5 protein-coding genes are annotated in these 22,254 nt (G+C 62.0%); 4 read left to right on the forward strand and 1 reads right to left on the reverse strand.

The features are described from left to right. Positions 1 to 97: 97 nt before the first annotated feature. Complete coding sequence (locus tag KKQ10_RS11065) at positions 98 to 15,736, reverse strand: LapA family giant adhesin (RefSeq protein WP_215501110.1); 15,639 nt, start codon at positions 15,734 to 15,736, stop codon at positions 98 to 100. 355 nt (positions 15,737 to 16,091) lie between these two features. Here KKQ10_RS11065 and KKQ10_RS11070 point away from each other — a divergent pair, with 355 nt between their 5' ends. The 4 genes from KKQ10_RS11070 to KKQ10_RS11085 all read left to right on the forward strand — a co-directional run bounded on the left by KKQ10_RS11070 (position 16,092) and on the right by KKQ10_RS11085 (position 22,250). Then, positions 16,092 to 17,444, forward strand: a complete 1,353-nt coding sequence (locus KKQ10_RS11070; protein WP_127648424.1) for a TolC family outer membrane protein — start codon at positions 16,092 to 16,094, stop codon at positions 17,442 to 17,444. Between the two features lie 42 nt (positions 17,445 to 17,486). Next, complete coding sequence (locus KKQ10_RS11075) at positions 17,487 to 19,643, forward strand: type I secretion system permease/ATPase (RefSeq protein ID WP_215501111.1); 2,157 nt, start codon at positions 17,487 to 17,489, stop codon at positions 19,641 to 19,643. Beyond that, complete coding sequence (locus KKQ10_RS11080) at positions 19,633 to 21,000, forward strand: HlyD family type I secretion periplasmic adaptor subunit (protein ID WP_127648425.1); 1,368 nt, start codon at positions 19,633 to 19,635, stop codon at positions 20,998 to 21,000. The genes KKQ10_RS11075 and KKQ10_RS11080 overlap by 11 nt, the downstream gene beginning before the upstream one ends. A 353-nt stretch (positions 21,001 to 21,353) precedes the next feature. Then, the gene (locus KKQ10_RS11085; protein ID WP_215501112.1) at positions 21,354 to 22,250 is read left to right on the forward strand and encodes a TauD/TfdA dioxygenase family protein; all 897 of its coding nucleotides are present in this window, start codon (positions 21,354 to 21,356) and stop codon (positions 22,248 to 22,250) included. Positions 22,251 to 22,254 lie beyond the last annotated feature (4 nt).

Consider the following 22,254-nt stretch of genomic DNA (forward strand, 5'->3'; position numbering starts at 1 on the left):
AACTGCACGCGAGTATGCGGTGCGGCGACGAAATCGTCACCGCCGAGATAGGCGCAAACGTGACGGCCGCCCCATGGGGCGGCCGTTTGTTCACGCATCAGCTGTTGTTGTGGTCGACCTTGATGGTCGGGTCACTGCCGGCAATCAGGTTGTGAATGTTGGCGGATGACCAGTTGTTGCCTTCGAGTTTGATCGTCACGTCCGGCGTGGCGGCTGCCGCGTCGCCGGAGTTGAACTTGCCACCGGAGCTGACTTGCAGCGACGACACACCGTCGACCGTGGTGATCTTCAGGAAGTTATCGATGGTGGTACCGGTTTCGCCCTGCAACAGGTCACGCAGATCAATACGGTCGCCTTCGCTGGCGTTGAAGTCCTTGATCACGTCGTTGCCGGTGTCGCCTGCTTTCCAGACGAAGGTGTCGGCACCGGAACCACCGATCAGGATGTCGTTGCCCTGGCCGCCGATCAGCGTGTCGTTGCCGGTGCCGCCGAGCAGGATGTCATTGCCCTTGCCGCCATCGAGCAGGTCGTTGCCGCCCGAGCCGAACAGGATGTCATTGCCCGCGCCGCCCAGCAGCGTGTCGTTGCCGTCGTGCGCACCGGACACATCGAACGCCTGATAGTGCTCGGTGATGTACTGGTGCACGTTGCTGGTGGTGACCTTGCTCACGTCGACGCCGGTCTGTTGCGCCACGAACGCCTGCATCGCCTGGTAACCCTCGCCGGCAATGCCGTTGAAGCTCACCAGATCGCCGAACAGGATGTCGTTGCCGTCGCCACCGCTGACAGTGTCGTTGCCCGGCATCGTCGCTTCGGTGTGGCCGATGATCGAGTTGGCCAGGTCCTTCGGATCGATGTTGGTCTGCGGCAATTGGTCCGAGTCATACGGTTTCAGATCGTTGAGGCTGACACCGCTGTTGAGGCCGATGGCTTCGACGTTCGACAGACCGCTGAGCAAGGCGAAGCTGCTGTTAGAGTTGGTGATGGTTGCCGAATCTGTGTCGCCACCGTTACCCGCCCGGCTCGACAGCTCGTAGGTGCCATCGCCCTGGGCGTGAACGGTGCCCAGGTTGGTCGCGGTCCAGCCGTAACGGCTGGTGTAGACCTGCAATTGCGCACTGCCGTTGGCATTGATGCTCAGGTAATGCGTGTTGTCGATGTACGTGCTGAAGGTCTCGCCCAGCTTGTAATTGCTGGTCGTCACCACGCTATCGAACTTCACGCTGCCGTACAGCGTCGGGTTGGTCGACTCGCCGGTCTGGTAATAGGTCGGCTTGCCGTCGGTGATGAAGTACGTGAGGTTCTTCGCCCCAGTGTTGGCCAGCGCTTCGGTGCTCTGGAAGAAGTTGGCCGTGGTCTTGAACACGTCTTCGTAGTTGGTGCCGCCGCCGGACGTCATTGAGTCCAGCACCGCTTTGAGCTGGGTCAGCGCGTTCGGGTCGTTGAGGTTCACCGACACCGACTTGTTGACCTGGGTATCGAAGTCCACCAGGAAGACGTTCACCGTGCCCGAGTTGCTGCCGCCCAGGCTCTGCTTGAGGGTGTTGAACACCGAGGTCAGCGAGTCCTTGGCAGCGTTGATCGACGAGGTGCTCATGCTGCCCGAGCTGTCGACCATGAACGCGATGTTGTAGTTGGTGCCCGGCACCACGGTCAGACCGCCGATGTCGGCGACCATGATGTCGTTGCCATCGGTGCCGTTGAAGGTGTCATCGCCAGCGGTACCGACCACGGCGTTGTACACCGCCGGCACCACGGTGACCGGAATGGTCGCGGTGCTGCTGGCCGAACCGCCGACCATCTCGGTGGAGGTCGAGGTCACGGTCAGGTTGAACTGGCCGTTGTAGTAGGTCGGCGGGGTCACGGTCAGGCTGCCGAGGTTCCAGCCGGTGACGTTGGCTTCGCCGTTGCTCGCGGTGACGGTGACGCTGTGGCCATGGCCGTCGGAGAGTACCGAGCCGACCGGTGCGCCGCTGATCTTCACGCTCAGGGTTTCCGAGCCGTCAGTGTCGGTCAGCGCGGTGTTGATCGCCGACAGTTTCACCGTGGTGCCTTCGGCGCCGGTGTTGAGCTTGTAGCCGTCGTAATAACCTTCGCCGTTGCTGCCGTGTAGGTCGGAGACGGTCACGCCGGAATTCACCAGATCCTGCACGCCGGTGTAGATCGGCACGCCGGCGCTGCTCAGGTCAATTGGTGTGCTGCCGTTGACCGACAGGTTCACGTCATAACTGCCCAGGCCGCTCTGGTTGTGGTGGTAGATGTCCAGGGTGTAGTAGCCGCTGGTGGTCGGGGTGAACGAACCGCTGATCGCGCCGCCCGCGCCCCAGGTCCCCGACGCCACGCTCTTGCCGCCGATGGTGATCAGCACGCTGTCGTCAGCCACACCGCTGAAGCTGTAGGTCTTGCCGGCTTCCAGATAGATCAGGCCCGAAGTTTTCGACGCAGTGCCCGCCGCGACGTTGCTGTCCGACTGCACGTTGGTCACGGTGCCGCTGGAGTTCGGGGTGCCGGCGCCATCGATCACGTTTTTCAGGGTGGTCGAGTCTGCGCCGTTACCGCTGGTACCCAGGCCCTGCAGGCCGGTCCAGACTTCCTTGATCAGTCCGGTGGAATTCACGCTGTTGTCGGCCACCCCCAGGGTCGGTGCATCCGCCACCGGCGTGATGTCGATCTTCACGGTGCCAGTGTTACCCAGCAGTTGGCCGTCGGTTGGCTGGAACTTGATCTGCGCGTAGTCGGCCTGGTTGTTGCCCACGCCGGTGCCGCCGTAACCGTTGACGCCCGACTCGTTGGCATCCGGCATGAAGCGCAGTTTGCCGGCGTCGATGTCAGCCTTGCTGAAGGTCTGGTTGTTGGCGACGTCTTTCCAGGTCGAACCGTCCAGGTACTGCAATTTGCCTTCGCCCGGCAGCTGGGTGATTTTGATGCCCAGGCTGCTGGCCGGGCTGTCGACGTCGGTCACACCGAAGGTCGACCAGCCAAGGATCAGCGGGGTGTCTTCGGTTCCGGTGACGTTGACCGGTGCTGCGACCGGCGCGTCGTTGACTGCCACCACGTTGACCGTGGTGGTCGCGGTGTTGGAGTAGTTGCCGCCGTCGGTCACGGTCACGGTGATGATCCGTGGCACGGTGCTCGGGTCTTCACTGCTGTTGGTGAAGGTGATGTTCTTGATCGCCTGCATGTAGTCGGCCAGCGTCGCGTTGCCCGACAGGGTCAGGGTCACGGTGCCGTTGGTGCTGTTGGCATTGATGGTGATGCCATTGACGCTGTTGCCCAGGTTCAGCGCATCGCCGTCCTGACGGTTGGTCAGCACGATGGTCGCACCGGTCAGCAGGGTGCTGTCCGGGTCAGTGATCGACAGGTCAGTGTCGGCAATCGACACGCCGGCGCCCGGGGTGTTTTCGGTGAACGTCACCTTGTAGTCGGCACCGGTCGCGCCGCTGGAGTTGTTGGCGTCGAGGTCGATGACCGGTGGCGCATCGTTGTCGATGATCGAGGTGCTGACGCTGCCATTGGTGCTGCTGACGGCCAGGTTCTCGAAGTTGCCACCGGTGGCCGAGTCGATCTTGACCACGAAGTTCTCGGTGCCTTCGGTGATCTTGTCATCGATGGTCGCGACGTTGAACTGCGCGCTGCTGGCGCCTGCCGGGATCTTCACGGTGTACACGCCGGTGAAGTCCGAACCGTCGGCAGCGGTGCCGCTGTAGACGATTTTCAGGGTCACGTCGGTTTGCGCCGGGTGCGTCAGGCTGACGGTGTAGCTGGCGGTCTGGCCTTCGGTCACCGAGGTGCTGCCGGTGATGCTGACGGTGGTGGTGTCGATGGTGTCGGTGACGCTGGTTACGGCTGGCGTGGTGTTGGTCACCAGGTTTTCGAAGCTGCCGCCGCTGGCGTTGGTGATGGTGGCCTGCACGGTGCTGGCGTCTTTGTAGACGTCGTCGGCGGGCGCAGGAACAGTCACGGTGCCAGTGGTTTTGCCCGCGTCGATGGTGATCACCGAACCGTTGCTCAGGGTCACGGTCACCGGCGAGCCGGCGGCGTTGCTCAGGGTTGCGGTGTAGGTGATCTGGCCACCTTCGGCCACGGTGCCGGTCGCGCTCAGGGACAGGTTGGTGGTGTCGACAGTGTCGGTCACGGTGGTGCTGACTGGGGTCTTGTCGGCGACCAGATTCTCGTAGTTGCCACCGGTCACGTTGGTGATCGAGTTGGTCAACGGAGCATGACCGGTCAGCGCATCGTTCGGTGCGGTGGTGGTCACGGTGCCGGTAGTTTTACCGATGTCGATGGTGATGGTCTGGCCGTTGGACAGAGTCACGGTCACTGGCGAACCGGTTACCGGCGCACCGACAGTGGCGGTGTAGGTGACGGTGCCACCTTCGGCTACGGTGCCAGTGGCGGTGAGTTTCACGCCGGTAGTGTCGATGGTGTCGGTGACGCTGGTCACGGCCGGTGCGGTGCTCGGCACCAGGTTTTCGAAGTTGCCGCCGCTGGCGTTGGTGATGGAGGCCTGCACGGTGCCGGCGTCCTTGTAGACGTCGTCGGCCGGTGCCGGCACGGTCACGGTGCCAGTGGTTTTGCCGGCGTCGATGGTGATCACCGCGCCATTGCTCAACGTCACGGTGACTGGCGAGCCAGCGGCGTTGGTCAGGGTCGCGGTGTAGATGATCGAACCGCCCTCGGCAACCGTGTTGGTGGCGCTCAGGGACAGATTGGTGGTGTCGACGGTGTCGGTGACGGTGGTCGAAACCGGGGTTTTATCCGCCACGAGGTTTTCGTAGTTACCGCCGCTCACGTCGGTGATCGCGTTGGTCAACGACGCGTGGCCGGTCAGAGCATCGTTCGGTGCGGTGGTGGTCACGGTGCCGGTGGTCTTGCCGATGTCGATGGTGATGGTCTGGCCGTTGGACAGGGTCACTACGACCGGCGAGCCGGTGACTGGCGCGCCGACGGTGGCGGTGTAGGTGACGGTGCCTCCCTCGGCCACAGTACCCGTGGCGGTGAGTTTCACGCCCGTGGTGTCGATGGTGTCGGTGACGCTGGTCACGGCCGGTGTGGTGCTCGGCACCAGGTTTTCGAAGTTGCCACCGCTGGCGTTGGTGATGGTGGCCTGCACGGTGCCGGCGTCTTTGTAGACGTCGTCGGCCGGAGCAGGGACGGTGACGGTGCCGGTGGTTTTGCCCGCGTCGATGGTGATTACTGCGCCGTTGCTCAGGGTCACGGTCACTGGCGAACCAGCGGCGTTAGTCAGGGTTGCGGTGTAGATGATCGAACCGCCCTCGGCAACCGTGTTGGTGGCGCTCAGGGACAGGTTGGTCGTATCGACGGTGTCAGTCACGGTGGTGCTGACCGGCGTTTTGTCAGCCACGAGGTTCTCGTAGTTGCCGCCGCTCACGTTGGTGATCGCGTTGGTCAGCGGCGCGTGACCGGTCAACACGTCGTTCGGCGCGGTGGTGGTCACGGTGCCGGTGGTTTTGCCCACCTCGATGGTGATGTTCTGACCGTTGGCCAGAGTGACGGTCACTGGCGAACCGGTTACCGGCGCACCGACAGTCGCGGTGTAAGTCACGGTGCCGCCTTCAGCCGCCGACTCGGTCGCGGTCAGTTTCACCGTGGTGGTGTCGATGGTGTCGGTGACGGTGGTCACGGCTGGCGCGGTGCTTGGCACCAGGTTTTCGAAGTTGCCACCTGTCGCCGACTTGATTGTTGCCTGCACGGTGCCGGCGTCTTTGTAAACGTCGTCAGCCGGAGCCGGAACGGTCACTGTGCCCGTGGTTTTACCAGCGTCGATGGTGATCACGGCGCCGTTGCTCAGGGTCACGGTGACTGGCGAGCCAGCGGCGTTGGTCAAGGTCGCGGTGTAGATGATCGAGCCACCTTCGGCCACGGTGCCGGTCGCGCTCAGGGACAGATTGGTGGTGTCGACAGTGTCGGTCACGGTGGTGCTGACCGGGGTCTTGTCGGCGACCAGATTCTCGTAGTTGCCACCGGTCACGTTGGTGATCGAGTTGGTCAGCGGCGCGTGACCGGTCAACACATCGTTCGGTGCAGTGGTGGTCACGGTGCCGGTGGTCTTGCCGACTTCGATGGTGATGTTCTGGCCGTTGGCCAAAGTCACCACGACCGACGAACCGGTCACTGGTGCGCCGACGGTTGCGGTGTAGGTGACAGTGCCACCTTCTGCAGCGGACTCGGTGGCAGTCAGTTTCACCGTGGTGGTGTCGATGGTGTCGGTGACGTTGGTGACCGCAGGAACGGTGCTTGGCACCAGGTTCTCGAAGTTGCCACCGGTAGCAGTGGAAATGGTCGCTTCGACTTTGCCCGCGTCTTTGTACACGTCGTCTGCCGGAGCAGGAACGGTCACGGTGCCAGTGGTTTTACCGGCGTCGATGGTGATCACTGCGCCGTTGCTCAACGTCACGGTGACTGGCGAGCCAGCAGCGTTGGTCAATGTTGCGGTGTAAACGATCGAGCCACCTTCGGCCACGGTACCGGTCGCGGACAGCGACAGGTTGGTGGTGTCGACGGTGTCGGTGACGTTGGTGGAAACCGGAGTTTTATCCGCCACGAGGTTTTCGTAGTTGCCGCCGCTGACGTTGGTGATGGCGTTGGTCAGCGGAGCGTGGCCGGTCAGCGCGTCGTTTGGTGCCGTGGTGGTCACGGTGCCGGTGGTTTTACCCACTTCGATGGTGATGTTCTGACCATTGGCCAGCGTCACGACCACAGGTGAACCGGTCACTGGCGCACCGACAGTGGCGGTGTAGGTGACGGTGCCACCTTCAGCAGCGGACTCGGTCGCGGTCAGTTTGACCGTGGTGGTATCAATGGTGTCGGTGACCTGAGTCACGGCCGGTACGGTGCTCGGTACCAGGTTCTCGAAGTTGCCACCGCTGGCATTGGTGATCGTTGCCTGAACAGTGCCGGCGTCTTTGTAGACGTCGTCCGCTGGCGCAGCCACGGTCACGGTGCCAGTGGTTTTACCGGCGTCGATGGTGATCACGGCGCCGTTGCTCAACGTCACGGTGACTGGCGAGCCAGCGGCGTTGGTCAGGGTCGCGGTGTAGACGATCGAGCCACCTTCAGCGACGGTGCCAGTGGCACTCAGCGACAGGTTGGTGGTGTCGACGGTATCAGTAACCGTGGTCGAAACCGGCGTCTTGTCAGCCACCAGATTCTCGTAGTTGCCGCCGCTGACGTCGGTGATCGAGTTGGTCAACGGCGCATGACCGGTCAACGCATCGTTCGGTGCGGTGGTGGTGACGGTACCGGTGGTTTTACCCACTTCGATGGTGATGTTCTGACCGTTGGCCAGGGTCACCACAACCGGCGAACCGGTGACCGGCGCGCCGACGGTAGCGGTGTAAGTCACGGTACCGCCTTCGGCCACCGAGGTATCGGCGGTCAGTTTGACGGTCGAGGTGTCGATGGTGTCGGTGACTTCGGTCACTGCCGGGATGGTGCTCGGCACCAGATTCTCGAAGTTGCCACCGGTAGCGGTGGAAATGGTCGCTTCGACTTTACCGGCATCTTTGTAAACGTCGTCCGCCGGAGCTGGAACAGTCACGGTGCCGGTGGTTTTACCGGCCTCGATAGTGATGACAGCGCCGTTGCTCAACGTCACGGTAACCGGCGAACCGGCAGCGTTGGTCAGCGTCGCGGTGTAAACGATCGAGCCACCTTCGGCCACGGTGCCGGTCGCGGTCAGCGACAGGTTAGTGGTGTCGACGGTGTCGGTGACATTGGTCGAAACCGGCGTCTTGTCAGCCACCAGATTTTCGTAGTTACCGCCGCTCACGTCGGTGATCGCGTTGGTCAGCGGCTCATGACCGTTCAACGCGTCGTTCGGCGCGGTGGTGGTCACGGTGCCAGTAGTTTTGCCGACTTCGATGGTGATGTTCTGACCGTTGGCCAGGGTCACCACGACCGGCGAACCGGTGACCGGCGCACCGACAGTCGCGGTGTAGGTGACGGTGCCACCTTCAGCAGCGGACTCGGTCGCGGTCAGTTTCACCGTGGTGGTGTCGATGGTGTCGGTGACGTTGGTGACCGCAGGAACGGTGCTCGGCACCAGATTCTCGAAGTTGCCACCGGTGGCAGTCGAAATGGTCGCTTCGACTTTGCCCGCGTCTTTGTACACGTCGTCTGCCGGAGCCGGAACGGTCACGGTGCCAGAAGTTTTACCGGCCTCGATAGTGATCACGGCGCCGTTGGACAAGGTCACAGTGACTGGCGTGCCGGCCGGGTTGGTCAAGGTTGCGGTATAAACGATCGAGCCACCTTCGGCCACGGTACCGGTCGCGGACAGCGACAGATTGGTGGTGTCGACGGTGTCGGTGATGTTGGTCGAAACCGGCGTCTTGTCAGCCACCAGATTTTCGTAGTTGCCGCCGCTGACGTCGGTGATGGCGTTGGTCAACGGCGCGTGACCGGTCAACGCATCGTTCGGTGCAGTGGTGGTCACGGTGCCGGTGGTCTTGCCGACTTCGATGGTGATGTTCTGGCCGTTGGCCAAAGTAACCACGACCGGCGAACCGGTCACTGGTGCGCCGACGGTTGCGGTGTAGGTGACAGTGCCACCTTCTGCAGCGGACTCGGTCGCGGTCAGTTTGACCGTGGTGGTGTCGATGGTATCGGTCACGTTGGTGACGGCTGGAACGGTGCTCGGCACCAGGTTCTCGAAGTTGCCACCGGTGGCAGTCGAAATGGTCGCTTCGACTTTGCCCGCGTCTTTGTACACGTCGTCTGCCGGAGCAGGAACGGTCACGGTGCCCGTAGTTTTACCGGCCTCGATGGTGATGACAGCACCGTTGGACAGGGTCACGGTCACCGGAGTGCCAGCCGGGTTGGTCAGGGTTGCGGTGTAAACAATCGAACCACCTTCGGCCACCGAGTCGCTGGCGGTCAGGTTCAGGTTGGTGGTGTCGACGGTGTCCGAAACCGAGGTGTTTGCCGGTGTCTTGTCGGCCACCAGGTTCTCATAGTTGCCGCCGGCAACCTTGTCGATGGCGACGCTCAGCGAGCTGCCGCCCGCCAGCGGGCTGTTCGGCGCAACGAAATTCACGCTGCCGGTGGTTTCACCGACGGCGATGGTGATGGTCTGGCCGTTGGACAGGGTGACCACGACTGGCGCACCGGTTACCGGCGCGGTGACGGTCGCGGTGTAGACCACGGTTTCGCCTTCGGCGACGTTGGCGGTGGCGGTCAGCGACACGGTGGAGGTGTCGATGGTGTCGTTGACGGTGGTCACGGCCGGGGTGTTGCTGGTCACCAGGTTTTCGAAGTCGCCACCGGTCGCGCCCTTGATGGTCGCTTCAACGGTGCCGGCGTCCTTGTAGACGTCATCTTTCGGTGCATCGACGGTCACAGTGCCGGTGGTCTTGCCAGCGTCGATGGTGATCACGGCGCCGTTGCTCAACGTCACGGTCACCGGAGTGCCGGCGGCGTTGGTCAGGGTGGCGGTGTAGGTGATCTGGCCGCCTTCGTTCACCGCCGGGGTCGCGCTCAGCGACAGGTTGGTGGTGTCGACGGTGTCGGTCACGGTGGTGCTGACCGGGGTTTTGTCGGCAACGAGGTTTTCGTAGTTGCCGCCGCTGACGTTGGTGATCGAGTTGTTCAGCGGTTCGTGACCGGTCAGCGCATCGTTAGGTGCAGTGGTGGTCACGGTGCCGGTGGTCTTGCCGATGTCGATGGTGATGGTCTGACCGTTGGCCAGGGTCACGACCACAGGCGAGCCGGTGACTGGCGCGCCGACGGTGGCTGTGTAGGTGACGGTGCCACCCTCTGCGACCGACGTATCGGCCGTCAGTTTGACGGTGGAAGTATCGATGGTGTCGGTGACTTCGGTCACTGCCGGAACAGGGCTCGGAACGAGGTTTTCGAAGTTGCCGCCGGACGCATCCTTGATGGTCACTTCGACTTTGCCAGCGTCTTTGTAGACGTCATCGGCAGGCGCCGGAACGGTCACGGTGCCAGTGGTTTTACCAGCCTCGATGGTGATCACCGAGCCATTGCTCAGGGTCACGGTCACCGGGGTGCCGGCCGGGTTGGTCAGTGTCGCGGTGTAGACGATCGAGCCGCCTTCCGCCACGGTGCCGGTCGCAGTCAGCGACAGGTTGGTGGTGTCGACGGTGTCAGTGACCGTGGTCGAAACCGGGGTTTTATCGGCGACCAGATTCTCGTAATTGCCACCGGTCACGCCGGTGATCGAGTTGGTCAGCGGCTCGTGACCGTTCAACGCGTCGTTTGGCGCGATGGTGGTCACGGTGCCGGTGGTTTTACCCACTTCGATGGTGATGTTCTGACCATTGGCCAGGGTCACCACGACTGGCGAGCCGGTGACTGGCGCGCCGACGGTGGCGGTGTAGGTGACAGTGCCACCTTCAGCAGCCGACTCGGTGGCGGTCAGTTTGACCGTCGAGGTATCGATGGTATCGGTGACTTCAGTCACTGCCGGAACAGTGCTCGGAACGAGGTTTTCGAAGTTGCCACCGGACGCGTCCTTGATGCTCACTTCGACCTTGCCGGCGTCTTTGTAGACGTCATCGGCTGGCGCAGGAACGGTCACGGTACCGGTGGTTTTGCCGGCTTCGATGGTGATGACCGAACCGTTGGACAGGGTCACGGTGACTGGCGAGCCGGCCGCATTGGTCAGGGTCGCGGTGTAGGTGATCGAGCCGCCCTCAGCGACCGAGTTAGTGGCGCTGAGCGACAGATTTGTCGTGTCCACAGTGTCGGTGACGGTGGTGTTGACCGGGGTTTTGTCGGCCACGAGGTTTTCGTAGTTGCCGCCCGTTACGCCGGTGATCGAGTTGGTCAGTGGTTCGTGACCCGTCAGCGCATCGTTCGGTGCGGTGGTGGTCACGGTACCGGTGGTCTTGCCCACTTCGATGGTGATGCTCTGACCGTTGGCCAGGGTAACCACAACTGGCGAACCGGTGACTGGTGCGCCGACGGTGGCGGTGTAGGTGACGGTGCCACCTTCAGCTGCGGTTTCGGTCGCGGTCAGTTTCACCGTGGTGGTGTCGATGGTGTCAGTCACTTCGGTAACGGCAGGAACCGTGCTTGGCACCAGGTTCTCGAAGTTGCCGCCTGCAGCATCTTTGATCGTGACTTCAACCTTGCCGGCGTCTTTGTAGACGTCATCAGCAGGCGCCGGAACGGTCACGGTGCCGGTGGTTTTGCCGGCTTCGATGGTGATGACGGAGCCGTTGCTCAACGTCACGGTCACCGGGGTGCCGGCCGGGTTGGTCAGGGTTGCGGTGTAAACGATCGAGCCGCCTTCCGCCACGGTACCGGTGGCACTCAGCGACAGGTTGGTGGTGTCGACGGTGTCGGTGACAGTGGTGGCGACCGGCGTCTTGTCGGCGACAAGGTTTTCGTAGTTGCCGCCCGTTACGTCGGTGATCGAATTGCTCAACGGCTCATGACCGTTCAACGCATCGTTCGGCGCGGTGGTGGTCACGGTGCCGGTGGTTTTACCCACTTCGATGGTGATGGTCTGGCCGTTCGCCAGGGTCACGGTCACAGGCGAGCCAGTCACGGGCGCGCCAACGGTGGCGGTGTAGGTGACAGTGCCGCCTTCAGCCACCGAAGTATCGGCGCTGAGCTTCACGGTCGACGTATCGATGGTGTCGGTGACCTCGGTCACTGCCGGAACAGTGCTTGGCACCAGATTCTCGAAGTTGCCGCCAGAAGCGTCCTTGATGCTGACTTCAACCTTGCCGGCGTCCTTGTAAACGTCATCGGCAGGCGCCGGAACGGTCACGGTGCCAGTGGTCTTGCCGGCTTCGATGGTGATCACCGAGCCGTTGCTCAGGGTCACGGTCACCGGGGTGCCGGCCGGATTGGTCAGGGTCGCGGTGTAGACGATCGAACCACCTTCAGCCACGGAGCCAGTGGCGCTCAACGTCAGGTTGGTGGTGTCGACGGTGTCAGTGACAGTGGTGCTGACCGGGGTTTTATCGGCAACCAGATTCTCGTAATTGCCACCTGTCACGCCGGTGATCGAGTTGCTCAGCGGCTCGTGACCGGTCAGCGCATCGTTTGGCGCGGTGGTGGTCACGGTGCCGGTGGTTTTGCCGACTTCGATGGTGATGGTCTGACCGTTCGCCAGAGTCACGGTGACTGGCGAACCGGTCACAGGCGCGCCAACGGTGGCGGTGTAGGTGACGGTGCCGCCCTCGGCCACCGAGGTATCGGCGGTCAGTTTGACGGTCGAGGTGTCGATGGTGTCAGTCACTTCAGTGACCGCAGGGACAGCGCTCGGAACGAGGTTTTCGAAGTTGCCGCCAGAAGCGTCCTTGATGCTGACTTCAACCTTGCCGGCGTCTTTGTAGACGTCGTCGGCAGGCGCCGGAACGGTCACGGTACCGGTGGTTTTACCCGCTTCGATGGTGATGACGGAGCCATTGCTCAGGGTTACGGTCACCGGGGTGCCGGCCGGATTGGTCAAGGTCGCGGTGTAGACGATCGAACCGCCCTCAGCCACGGTACCGGTCGCGGTCAGCGTCAGGTTGGTGGTATCGACAGTGTCGGTGACGGTGGTCGAAACCGGGGTTTTATCGGCAACCAGATTCTCGTAGTTGCCGCCGCTCACCTCAGTGATCGCGTTGGTCAGTGGCTCGTGACCGTTCAGCGCATCGTTCGGTGCAGCAGTGGTGACAGTGCCGGTGGTCTTGCCCACTTCGATGGTGATGGTCTGGCCGTTGGCCAGGGTCACAGTCACAGGCGAACCCGTCACAGGTGCGCCCACCGTGGCGGTGTAGGTGACGGTGCCACCTTCAGCCACCGAGGTATCGGCAGTCAGTTTGACGGTCGAGGTGTCGATGGTATCGGTGATGTCGGTAACAGCCGGAACGGTGCTCGGCACCAGATTCTCGAAATTGCCGCCCGCGGTATTGGTGATACTGACTTCAACTTTGCCGGCATCTTTATAGACGTCGTCGGCAGGGGCCGGAACAGTCACGGTACCGGTGGTTTTGCCGGCTTCGATGGTGATGACAGAGCCGTTGCTCAGCGTCACGGTCACCGGGGTGCCGGCCGGGTTGGTCAAGGTCGCGGTGTAAACGATCGAACCGCCTTCAGCGACGGAGCCAGTGGCGCTCAACGTCAGGTTGGTGGTGTCGACGGTGTCGGTGACGGTGGTGCTGACCGGGGTTTTGTCGGACACGAGGTTTTCGTAGTTGCCACCAGTCACGCCAGTGATTGAGTTGCTCAGCGGCACCTGGCCGTTCAGCACGTCGTTTGGCGCGGTGGTGGTGACGGTGCCGGTGGTCTTGCCCACTTCGATGGTGATGGTCTGGCCGTTGGCCAGACTCACGGTGACTGGCGAACCGGTCACGGGTGCACCGACAGTCGCGGTGTAAGTGACGGTGCCGCCCTCGGCGACCGAGGTGTCAGCGGACAGTTTGACTGTGGTGGTGTCGATGGTGTCGGTGACTTCGGTGACGGCTGGAACAGTACTTGGCACCAGATTCTCGAAATTGCCACCGGTCGCACCGTTGATGCTCACTTCGACTTTGCCGGCGTCTTTGTAGACGTCATCGGCAGGCGCCGGAACAGTCACGGTGCCAGTGGTTTTACCCGCTTCAATGGTGATCACCGCGCCATTGCTCAGGGTTACGGTGACTGGCGAGCCAGCCGCGTTGGTCAGGGTCGCGGTGTAAATGATCGAGCCGCCCTCGGCCACGGTACCGGTCGCGCTCAGCGACAGGTCAGTGGTGTCGACGGTATCGGTGACAGTGGTCGAAACCGGGGTTTTGTCGGCGACGAGGTTCTCGTAATTGCCGCCACTGACGTTGGTGATGGCGTTGGTCAGCGGTGGATTGCCGGTCAATGCATCGTTCGGCGCGGTGGTGGTCACGGTGCCGGTAGTTTTGCCGACTTCGATGGTGATGGTCTGGCCGTTGGTCAGCGTGACGGTGACTGGCGAGCCCGTTACAGGTGCACCGACGGTGGCGGTGTAGGTGACGGTGCCGCCTTCAGCGACCGAGGTATCGGCAGTCAGTTTGACGGTCGAGGTGTCGATGGTATCGGTGACGTCGGTAACAGCCGGAACGGTGCTTGGCACCAGGTTCTCGAAATTGCCGCCGGTGGTGCCGGTGATGCTGACTTCGACTTTGCCGGCGTCTTTATAGACGTCATCGGCAGGCGCCGGAACGGTCACGGTACCGGTGGTTTTACCGGCTTCGATGGTGATGACAGACCCGTTGCTCAACGTCACGGTCACCGGGGTGCCGGCCGGGTTGGTCAAGGTTGCGGTGTAAACGATCGAACCGCCTTCAGCCACGGTACCGGTGGCACTCAGCGACAGGTTGGTGGTGTCGATGGAGTCGGTCACGGTGGTAGTCGCTGGCGTCGTGTTCGGCACCAGGTTCTCGAAGTTGCCGCCAGTCGCGCCGGTAATCGTGGTGCTGACGGTACCGCCATTGTTGTAGACGTCGTTCGGTGCGGTCGGCACGTTGACGGTGCCCGTGGTCTGGCCGGCTTCGATGGTGATGGTCGAGCCGTTGGACAGGGTGACGGTGACCGGTGTCTGCGCCGGGTTGGTCAGGGTCGCGGTGTAGGTGATCTGACCCCCTTCAACCACAGTGCCGGTGGCGGTCAGGGTCAGGTTGGTGGTGTCGATCGAATCGGTGATGGTGGTCACTGCCGGTGTCGTGTTCGGCACCAGGTTTTCGAAGTTACCGCCGGTGGCACCGGTGATGGTGGTGCTGACCGTGCTGCCGTTGTTGTAGACGTCATTCGGCGGGGTCGGCACGTTGACGGTGCCCGTGGTCTGGCCGGCTTCGATGGTGATGGTCGAGCCATTGGACAGGGTGACGGTCACCGGTGTCTGCGCCGGGTTCGTCAGCGTCGCGGTGTAAGTGATCTGGCCGCCTTCGGTAACGCTGTTGCCAGCGGTCAGAGTGACGGTGGTGGTGTCGATGGTGTCGGTGACTTGAGTTGTAGCCGGGGTGGTCGGCGGGGTCACGGTGATGCCGTTGCCGCCAGTGGTGCCGGTGACGGTCACGTCGATCTGGGTCGGGTCGTTATAAACGGTATCGTTCGGTGCCAGCGGCACGTTGACGGTGCCGGTGGTGGAGCCGGCCGGAATTACGATCACCGAGCCGTTGGACAGGGTGATCGTCAGGTCAGTCAGCGGCGCCTGGGTCAGGGTCGCGGTGTACACCAGCACGCCGCCGGCTTCGGTGATGGTCGGCGTGGCGCTGAGGCTCAGGGTCGACTCACGCAGGGCGTTGCTGGTGGTGTCGGTGGTCTGGCCGCCGGTGATGTTCTGTGCCGCTTGTGCGCCGGAGTTGATGCCAGCAGTCGGGAAGCCGATGGTCGGGTCGACGCGGCCAGCGGTGGCGTCGAGCATCACGAAACTGTGGCCGCCGCCCGCCGCGCCGCCAGTCCCTGCGGCGGTGGCGCCGGCTGCGGTGGCTTCAAGGGCGGTGGTCGGGTCGACACCGGCGGCGATGGCCTGCTGCAGTTCGGCTACAGAAGGCGCGGCCTGCGCGGTGGCTTCGGCCAGGTCAGTGCTGGAGTCTGGCGCGTTGGCGCTCCACTGGGTTTCGCGGCCCAGGTCCAGGGTGCGGCCATCCGCCAGCTCCAGCGACACGGCGCCGGAGAGGCCGGTGTCGATCTGGTCGCCGACGAACAGGCGATCGCCTTCAACGAGCACCCGGCGTACACCCTCGGGGGATACCACGAATACCTGACCGACAATGCTTTTGACGATGGCAACAACACTGCTCATTGAAGACTCTCCGGGTGTCACGTTCAGTTGACTTCCATAGCCTGATGGCTCGGCGCCGATTCAGTCTGGACGTACTTTAAAAATTTGCGAATCAAGTTTGACGCTGCTTTTCGTCAAAAATTTGGCTAGATTCTTTCGCTATTAACTTTATGCCAAACTATTGACCTTCTGGGTGCCATCCTAAACAATCGTCCCAGTAATGTCACATTGATATTTATGCGGCGACCTGTACTTCAGCGTGTGATCCAGTTCCTATTTTGAACTTTCCGACATACGGTCATTCCGGTTGCCATCATCCGACGCAGCGCCACGTTTTGCTGTGATTCAAGACAAGAAGCTCTGGGAAATTCCTATCATGCGTTCGCCCCTGTTCCTGGCTGTACCCTTCGCTCTCGCCGCCTCTTTCGTCCAAGCACAATCCTTACCAGAAGCCATGCAACAGGCATTGGATGTCCATCCGGAAATCCAGGCAGGGGTCAACAGTCGTCTGGCGGCGGATTATCAGTTAAAGGCTGCAAAAGGGGGATACCTGCCCAAGGTCGATCTGCTGGGCGGCTATGGCCGTGAAGGCACCGACAGCGTGACCACCCGCGCCAATGGTGGCAGCAATCACTACGAAACCTTGACCCGCGGCGAGTCAAGTTTACGTCTCTCGCAAATGGTTTTTGACGGTTTTGCCACCTCCAGCGAGGTCGGGCGTCAACAAGCCACCGTCAACTCCCGCGCCTACTCGTTGCTGGGGACTTCCGAGCGCACCGCGCTGACCGTGGCTCAGGTGTATCTGGACGTGCTGACCCGCCGCGAATTCGTGCGTCTGGCCGAAGAAAACCTCAAGAGCCACCAGCGCATCTACGACCAGATCCAGTTGCGCACCCAGCGTGGCGTCGGCAGCGGTGCCGACCTTGATCAAGCCGAAGCGCGGATGGCCCAGGCCCGTAACAACCTGATCACCGAACAAACCAACCTCGCCGACTCCGAGACCAACTTCCTCAGCGCCGTCGGCCAGATGCCTGACCAGCTGGAGCGTCCGGCGCCGTTCATGGCGATGATGCCGGCCAACCTCAATGAAGCCCGTACGCAGATGCTGGAAAACAGCCCGATCCTGCGCTCGGCCGAGTCCGACATCGCTGCGGCAGAGAAGCAGTACGAAACCGCCAAGTCGACCTTCTACCCACGTTTCGACGCCGAGTTGGGCCGCACCGCCGACAACGATCTGGACGGCCAGAACGGTCACAACAACGAGTGGCAGGCCATGCTGCGCATGCGCTTCAACCTCTATTCGGGTGGCAGCAACAAGGCCGACCTGGAATCCAAGTCGTACCTGTCGAACCAGGCGCTGGATATCCGCAACAACGCCCTGCGTCAGTTGAACGAAGAACTGGGCCTGGCCTGGAACGCCCTGAACAACGCCAACGCTCAGGTGCCGATCGCACAGCAATATGTTGATCACAGCACCGCCGTGCGCACCGCTTACCAGCGTCAGTTCAGCCTTGGCGAGCGGACCTTGCTCGATTTGCTCGACAGTGAAAACGAGTTGTTCACCGCTTCGCGCCGTTTGGCCGAGATCAAGAACATTCAGTTATTTACTCAGTATCGAATCAAGGCGACCATGGGCGAGTTGCTCAAGAGCCAGGGAGTGGTCGCACCATTGGCATCCGTCGTGCAGAACGATGTGAAGCCGAAGGTCCAACTGCCCGGTATGAATTGAGCAGAACCTTCATTGTTCAATTGTTAGCCAAGAGTGCCGAGCGTGGAATCAGAAGTCAGTCGAGTTCAACTCATTCATGATCCGCGCGCGATGCACGACGATCCGTTGCTGGATGGTCTGCTCGCTCTGTGCATGTTGCACCAGAAACCTGCCAGTGCGGCGATGCTGACCACCGGTCTGCCATTGCCCAAGCAACGCCTGAGTGTCGAGCTGCTGCCCCGCGCGGCGGCTCGCGCCGGCCTGCAGGGTCGGGTGCTGCAACGCAAGCTGGAAGAAATTCCAGCGATTGCCATGCCGGCGCTGTTGCTGCTCAAGGATGGCCGCAGTGCCGTCCTGCTCGGCTGGCAAGGCGAGAACGAAGCCCGGGTGCTGCTCAGCGAAAGCGACGGCGGCGAATCGGTGGTCAGCCGTGAACTGCTGGCCGACGACTACACCGGCAAAGTGTTCTTCGCCCAGCCGCAGCACAAATTCGACGTCAACCACGGCACGCTGATCCCGCGTGCGCGCTCATGGTTTCGCGACACCCTCAAGCGTTCGCGCTGGCTGTATGCCGATGCGATCGCCGCCAGTTTCCTGATCAACATCATCGCCATGGCCGCGCCGCTGTTCGTGATGAACGTCTACGACCGCGTAGTGCCGAACCAGGCCGAAGCGACCCTGTGGGTGCTGGCGCTGGGCATCACCGGCGCCTACATCTTCGACCTGATCCTCAAGAGCCTGCGCAGTCTGTGCCTGGATCTGGCCGGCAAGAAAACCGACCTGATCATCTCCGCCACGCTGTTCGAGCGCATTGTCGGCATGGCGATGAAATATCGCCCGGCACGGGTCGGCAGCTTTGCGCAGAACATCCATGAGTTTCAGAGCCTGCGCGACTTCCTCGCCTCGCTGACCCTGACCAGCCTGATCGATCTGCCGTTCACCATCCTCATCTTTATCGTCATCGCCATTCTCGGCGGGCATCTGGTGTGGATTCCGGTGTTGGCCTTCCCGATTGCCTTGCTGATCGGCTACGCGTTGCAGAAACCGCTGGTGGCGACCATGGAGCGCACCATGGCCCTCGGTGCCGAGGGCCAGTCGAGCCTGATCGAAACCCTCGCCGGCCTCGACGCGGTGAAGGTCAACAACGCCGAAAGCGAACGCCAGTATCAGTGGGAACAGACCATCGGCACCCTCAGCCGCCTCGAGCTGCGAGTGAAAATGCTCTCCGGTCTGGCGATGAACATCACCCTGCTGATCCAGCAACTGGCCGGGGTGATCATGATCGTCTTCGGTGTTTACCAGATCATCGCCGGCAACCTGAGCATGGGCGGTCTGATTGCCTGTTACATGCTCAGTGGCCGTGCACTCAGCCCGCTGGCGTCGCTGTCCGGTCTGTTGACCCGCTACCAGCAGGCGCGAGTGACCATGACCTCGGTCGACCAGATGATGGAGCTGCCGCAGGAGCGCAATTTCGAAGAACGTCCGCTGAGCCGCAAGGTGCTGCAGGGCGCGATCGAATGCCGTCAGTTGAATTTCACCTACCCGGAACAACAGAACCCGGCGCTGAAGAACATCAACCTGGTGATCCGTCCCGGCGAGAAGATCGGCATCATCGGTCGCAGCGGTTCGGGCAAGAGTTCGCTGGCGAAACTGCTGGTGGGCCTGTATCAGCCGGACGACGGTGCGTTGCTGGTGGACGGTGTGGATATCCGCCAGATCGACGTCAGTGAGCTGCGCTACAACATCGGCTACGTGCCGCAGGACATCCAGCTACTGGCCGGCACCCTGCGTGACAACCTGGTCTCCGGCGCACGGTACGTCGAAGACGAGCTGGTGCTGCAAGCCGCCGAACTGGCCGGCGTCCACGAATTCGCCCGCCTGCACCCGCAAGGCTACGAGCTGCAAGTCGGTGAGCGTGGACAGAACCTCTCCGGCGGGCAACGGCAGAACGTCGCGCTGGCCCGGGCGCTGCTGCTCAATCCGCCGATCCTGCTGCTCGACGAGCCGACCAGCGCCATGGACAACACCGGCGAAGAACGCCTCAAGCAACGTCTGGCCGCTGTCGTTGAAAACAAGACCGTGGTGCTGGTGACGCACCGGGCCTCGCTGCTGTCGCTGGTCGACCGCCTGCTGGTGGTCGACCGTGGACAGATTCTCGCCGATGGCCCGAAAGCCGCCGTGATGGAAGCGTTGAAGAAGGGGCAGATCAGTGTTGCTTAAGTCGGGTGTCAAAGAGTCGATCCGTCGCTACTTCAAAGGTTCTGCCTCGCTGCAGGGCCAGCCGCTGCCGGAGGTCAACAAGGCGCTGATCGAGGACGCCCCGCGCGTCGTGCGCCTGACCATCTGGGCGATCATCGGCTTCTTCGTGTTCCTGATGCTGTGGGCGCACTTCGCCGTGATCGACGAAGTGACCAAGGGCGACGGCAAGGCGATTCCTTCGTCGAAGATCCAGAAGATCCAGAACCTCGAGGGCGGGATCGTCTCCGAACTGTTCGTCAAGGAAGGTCAGATCGTCGAAGCCGGCGCACCGCTGATTCGCCTGGACGACACGCGCTTTGCCTCCAACGTCGGCGAAACCGAGGCCGATCGGCTGTCGATGCTGCTACGCGTCGAGCGCCTGAGCGCCGAGGTCGATGACCGTCCGCTGAATTTCCCTGAAGACGTGCTCAAAGCCGTGCCGGGCCAGGCGAAAAGCGAAGAATCGCTGTACATCAGCCGTCGTCAGCAGTTGCACGACGAGATTGGCGGTTTGCAGGAGCAGTTGATTCAGCGGCAGCAGGAGCTGCGCGAATTCACCTCCAAGCAGGCGCAATATCGCCAGCAACTGGGCTTGCAACGCCAGGAAATCAACATGTCCGAGCCGCTGGTGGCGCAGGGCGCGGTGTCGCCGGTGGAAGTGCTGCGACTCAAGCGTGCCGAAGTCGAAACCCGTGGTCAGCTCGACGCTACCACGCTGGCGATCCCGCGCGCTGAATCGGCGATCAAGGAAGTGCAACGCAAGATCGACGAGACGCGCGGCAAATTCCGCAGCGAAGCGCTGACCCAGCTCAACGAAGCGCGTACCGACCTGAACAAGGCCCAGGCCACCGGCAAGGCGCTGGAAGACCGGGTCAGCCGGACGCTGGTCACCTCGCCAGTGCGCGGTATCGTCAACAAGTTGCTGGTCAACACCATCGGTGGCGTGATCCAGCCGGGCAGCGACATGGTGGAAATCGTGCCGCTGGATGACACTTTGCTGGTCGAAGCCAAGATCCGTCCGCAGGACATTGCCTTCCTGCATCCGGGGCAGGAAGCGATCGTCAAATTCACCGCGTATGACTACACCATCTATGGCGGGCTCAAAGCCCAGCTGGAGCAGATTGGTGCGGACACCATTACCGATGAAGACAAGAAAACCACCTACTACATGATCAAGGTGCGCACCGAGCGCAGCCACCTGGGCACCGATGAAAAGCCGCTGCTGATCATTCCGGGGATGGTCGCGTCGGTGGACATCATCACTGGCAAGAAGTCGGTGTTGAGTTATCTGCTCAAGCCGATCATCCGGGCGCGCGCCGAGGCGTTGCACGAGCGTTGATGCTCTAGCGGCCTTACCGGCCTCATCGCGAGCAGGCTCACTCCTACAGTTGATCGCATTCAAATGCGTTTACTGTAGGAGTGAGCCTGCTCGCGATGGCGTCAGCCGAAACACCTCCTCACTGTCAGTAAGTGACACAAACCGTCACTCACCAAACCGTCCATTCCTCACCATCCGCCATATCGTTATTCATTAACGGTATTTAATCTCCAGTTCTTATAGCTTTAAAGTCATTCACCTGCGTACCTGCCGACCAATCGGCGCGCCGCACGACCTGAACCAACACGCAATCCAGCGTGAGTTTCTGATCGACGTGCGCGCCCGTGAGCGCGCCGTGCGTGGGAGATTGAAAGATGTCCGCAGCTACTGCCGCCCCAAGCGCCGCGACCGCCGCGCCGCAAGCCTTTGCAATCCGTCCGTTCAGCGGTGCCGTCGGTGCCGAAATCATCGGCCTGGACCTGACCCGTCCGGTCAATGACCAGGACTTCGCCCGCATTCACCGAGCGCATCTGGATCACCATGTCGTGGTCTTCCGCGACCAGCGCATCACTCCGCAACAGCAGATCGACTTCAGCCGCCGCTTCGGCGTGTTGCAGATCCACGTGCTCAAGCAGTTCCTGCTGGCCAACCACCCGGAAATCCTCATCGTTTCCAACATCGTCGAGAACGGCCAAAACATCGGCCTCGGCGATGCCGGCAAGTTCTGGCACTCCGACCTTTCCTATAAAGAGCTGCCGAGCCTCGGCTCGATGCTGCATGCCCAAGAGTTGCCGTCCGAAGGTGGCGACACACTGTTTGCCGACATGCACAAAGCCTGGGACAACCTGCCCGAAGCGCTGCGCAAAGCCGTCGAAGGCCGCTCGGCCGCGCATTCCTACACGGCGCGCTATAGCGAGAGCAAATTCGAGGGCAACTGGCGCCCGACACTGACCCCCGAGCAACTGGCGCAGGTTGCCGAAGTGGTGCACCCGATCGTGCGCACTCACCCGGAAAACGGCCGTAAAGGGTTGTTCGTCAGCGAAGGCTTCACCACGCGCATCGTCGGTTTGCCGGAAGACGAGAGCAAACAGCTGCTCGCCGAGCTCTACGCCCACAGCGTGCTGCCGCAAAACATCTACCGCCACCAGTGGCAGCCCCACGACATGGTGTTCTGGGACAACCGTTCGCTGATCCACCTTGCCGCCGGCTGTCCTGCGCTCCTGCGCCGCAAGCTGTATCGCACGACCATTCAGGGCGACGCGCCTTTCTGATTTG

It is taken from the genome of Pseudomonas sp. MG-9 (assembly GCF_018729515.1).
Lineage (GTDB): Bacteria > Pseudomonadota > Gammaproteobacteria > Pseudomonadales > Pseudomonadaceae > Aquipseudomonas > Aquipseudomonas serboccidentalis.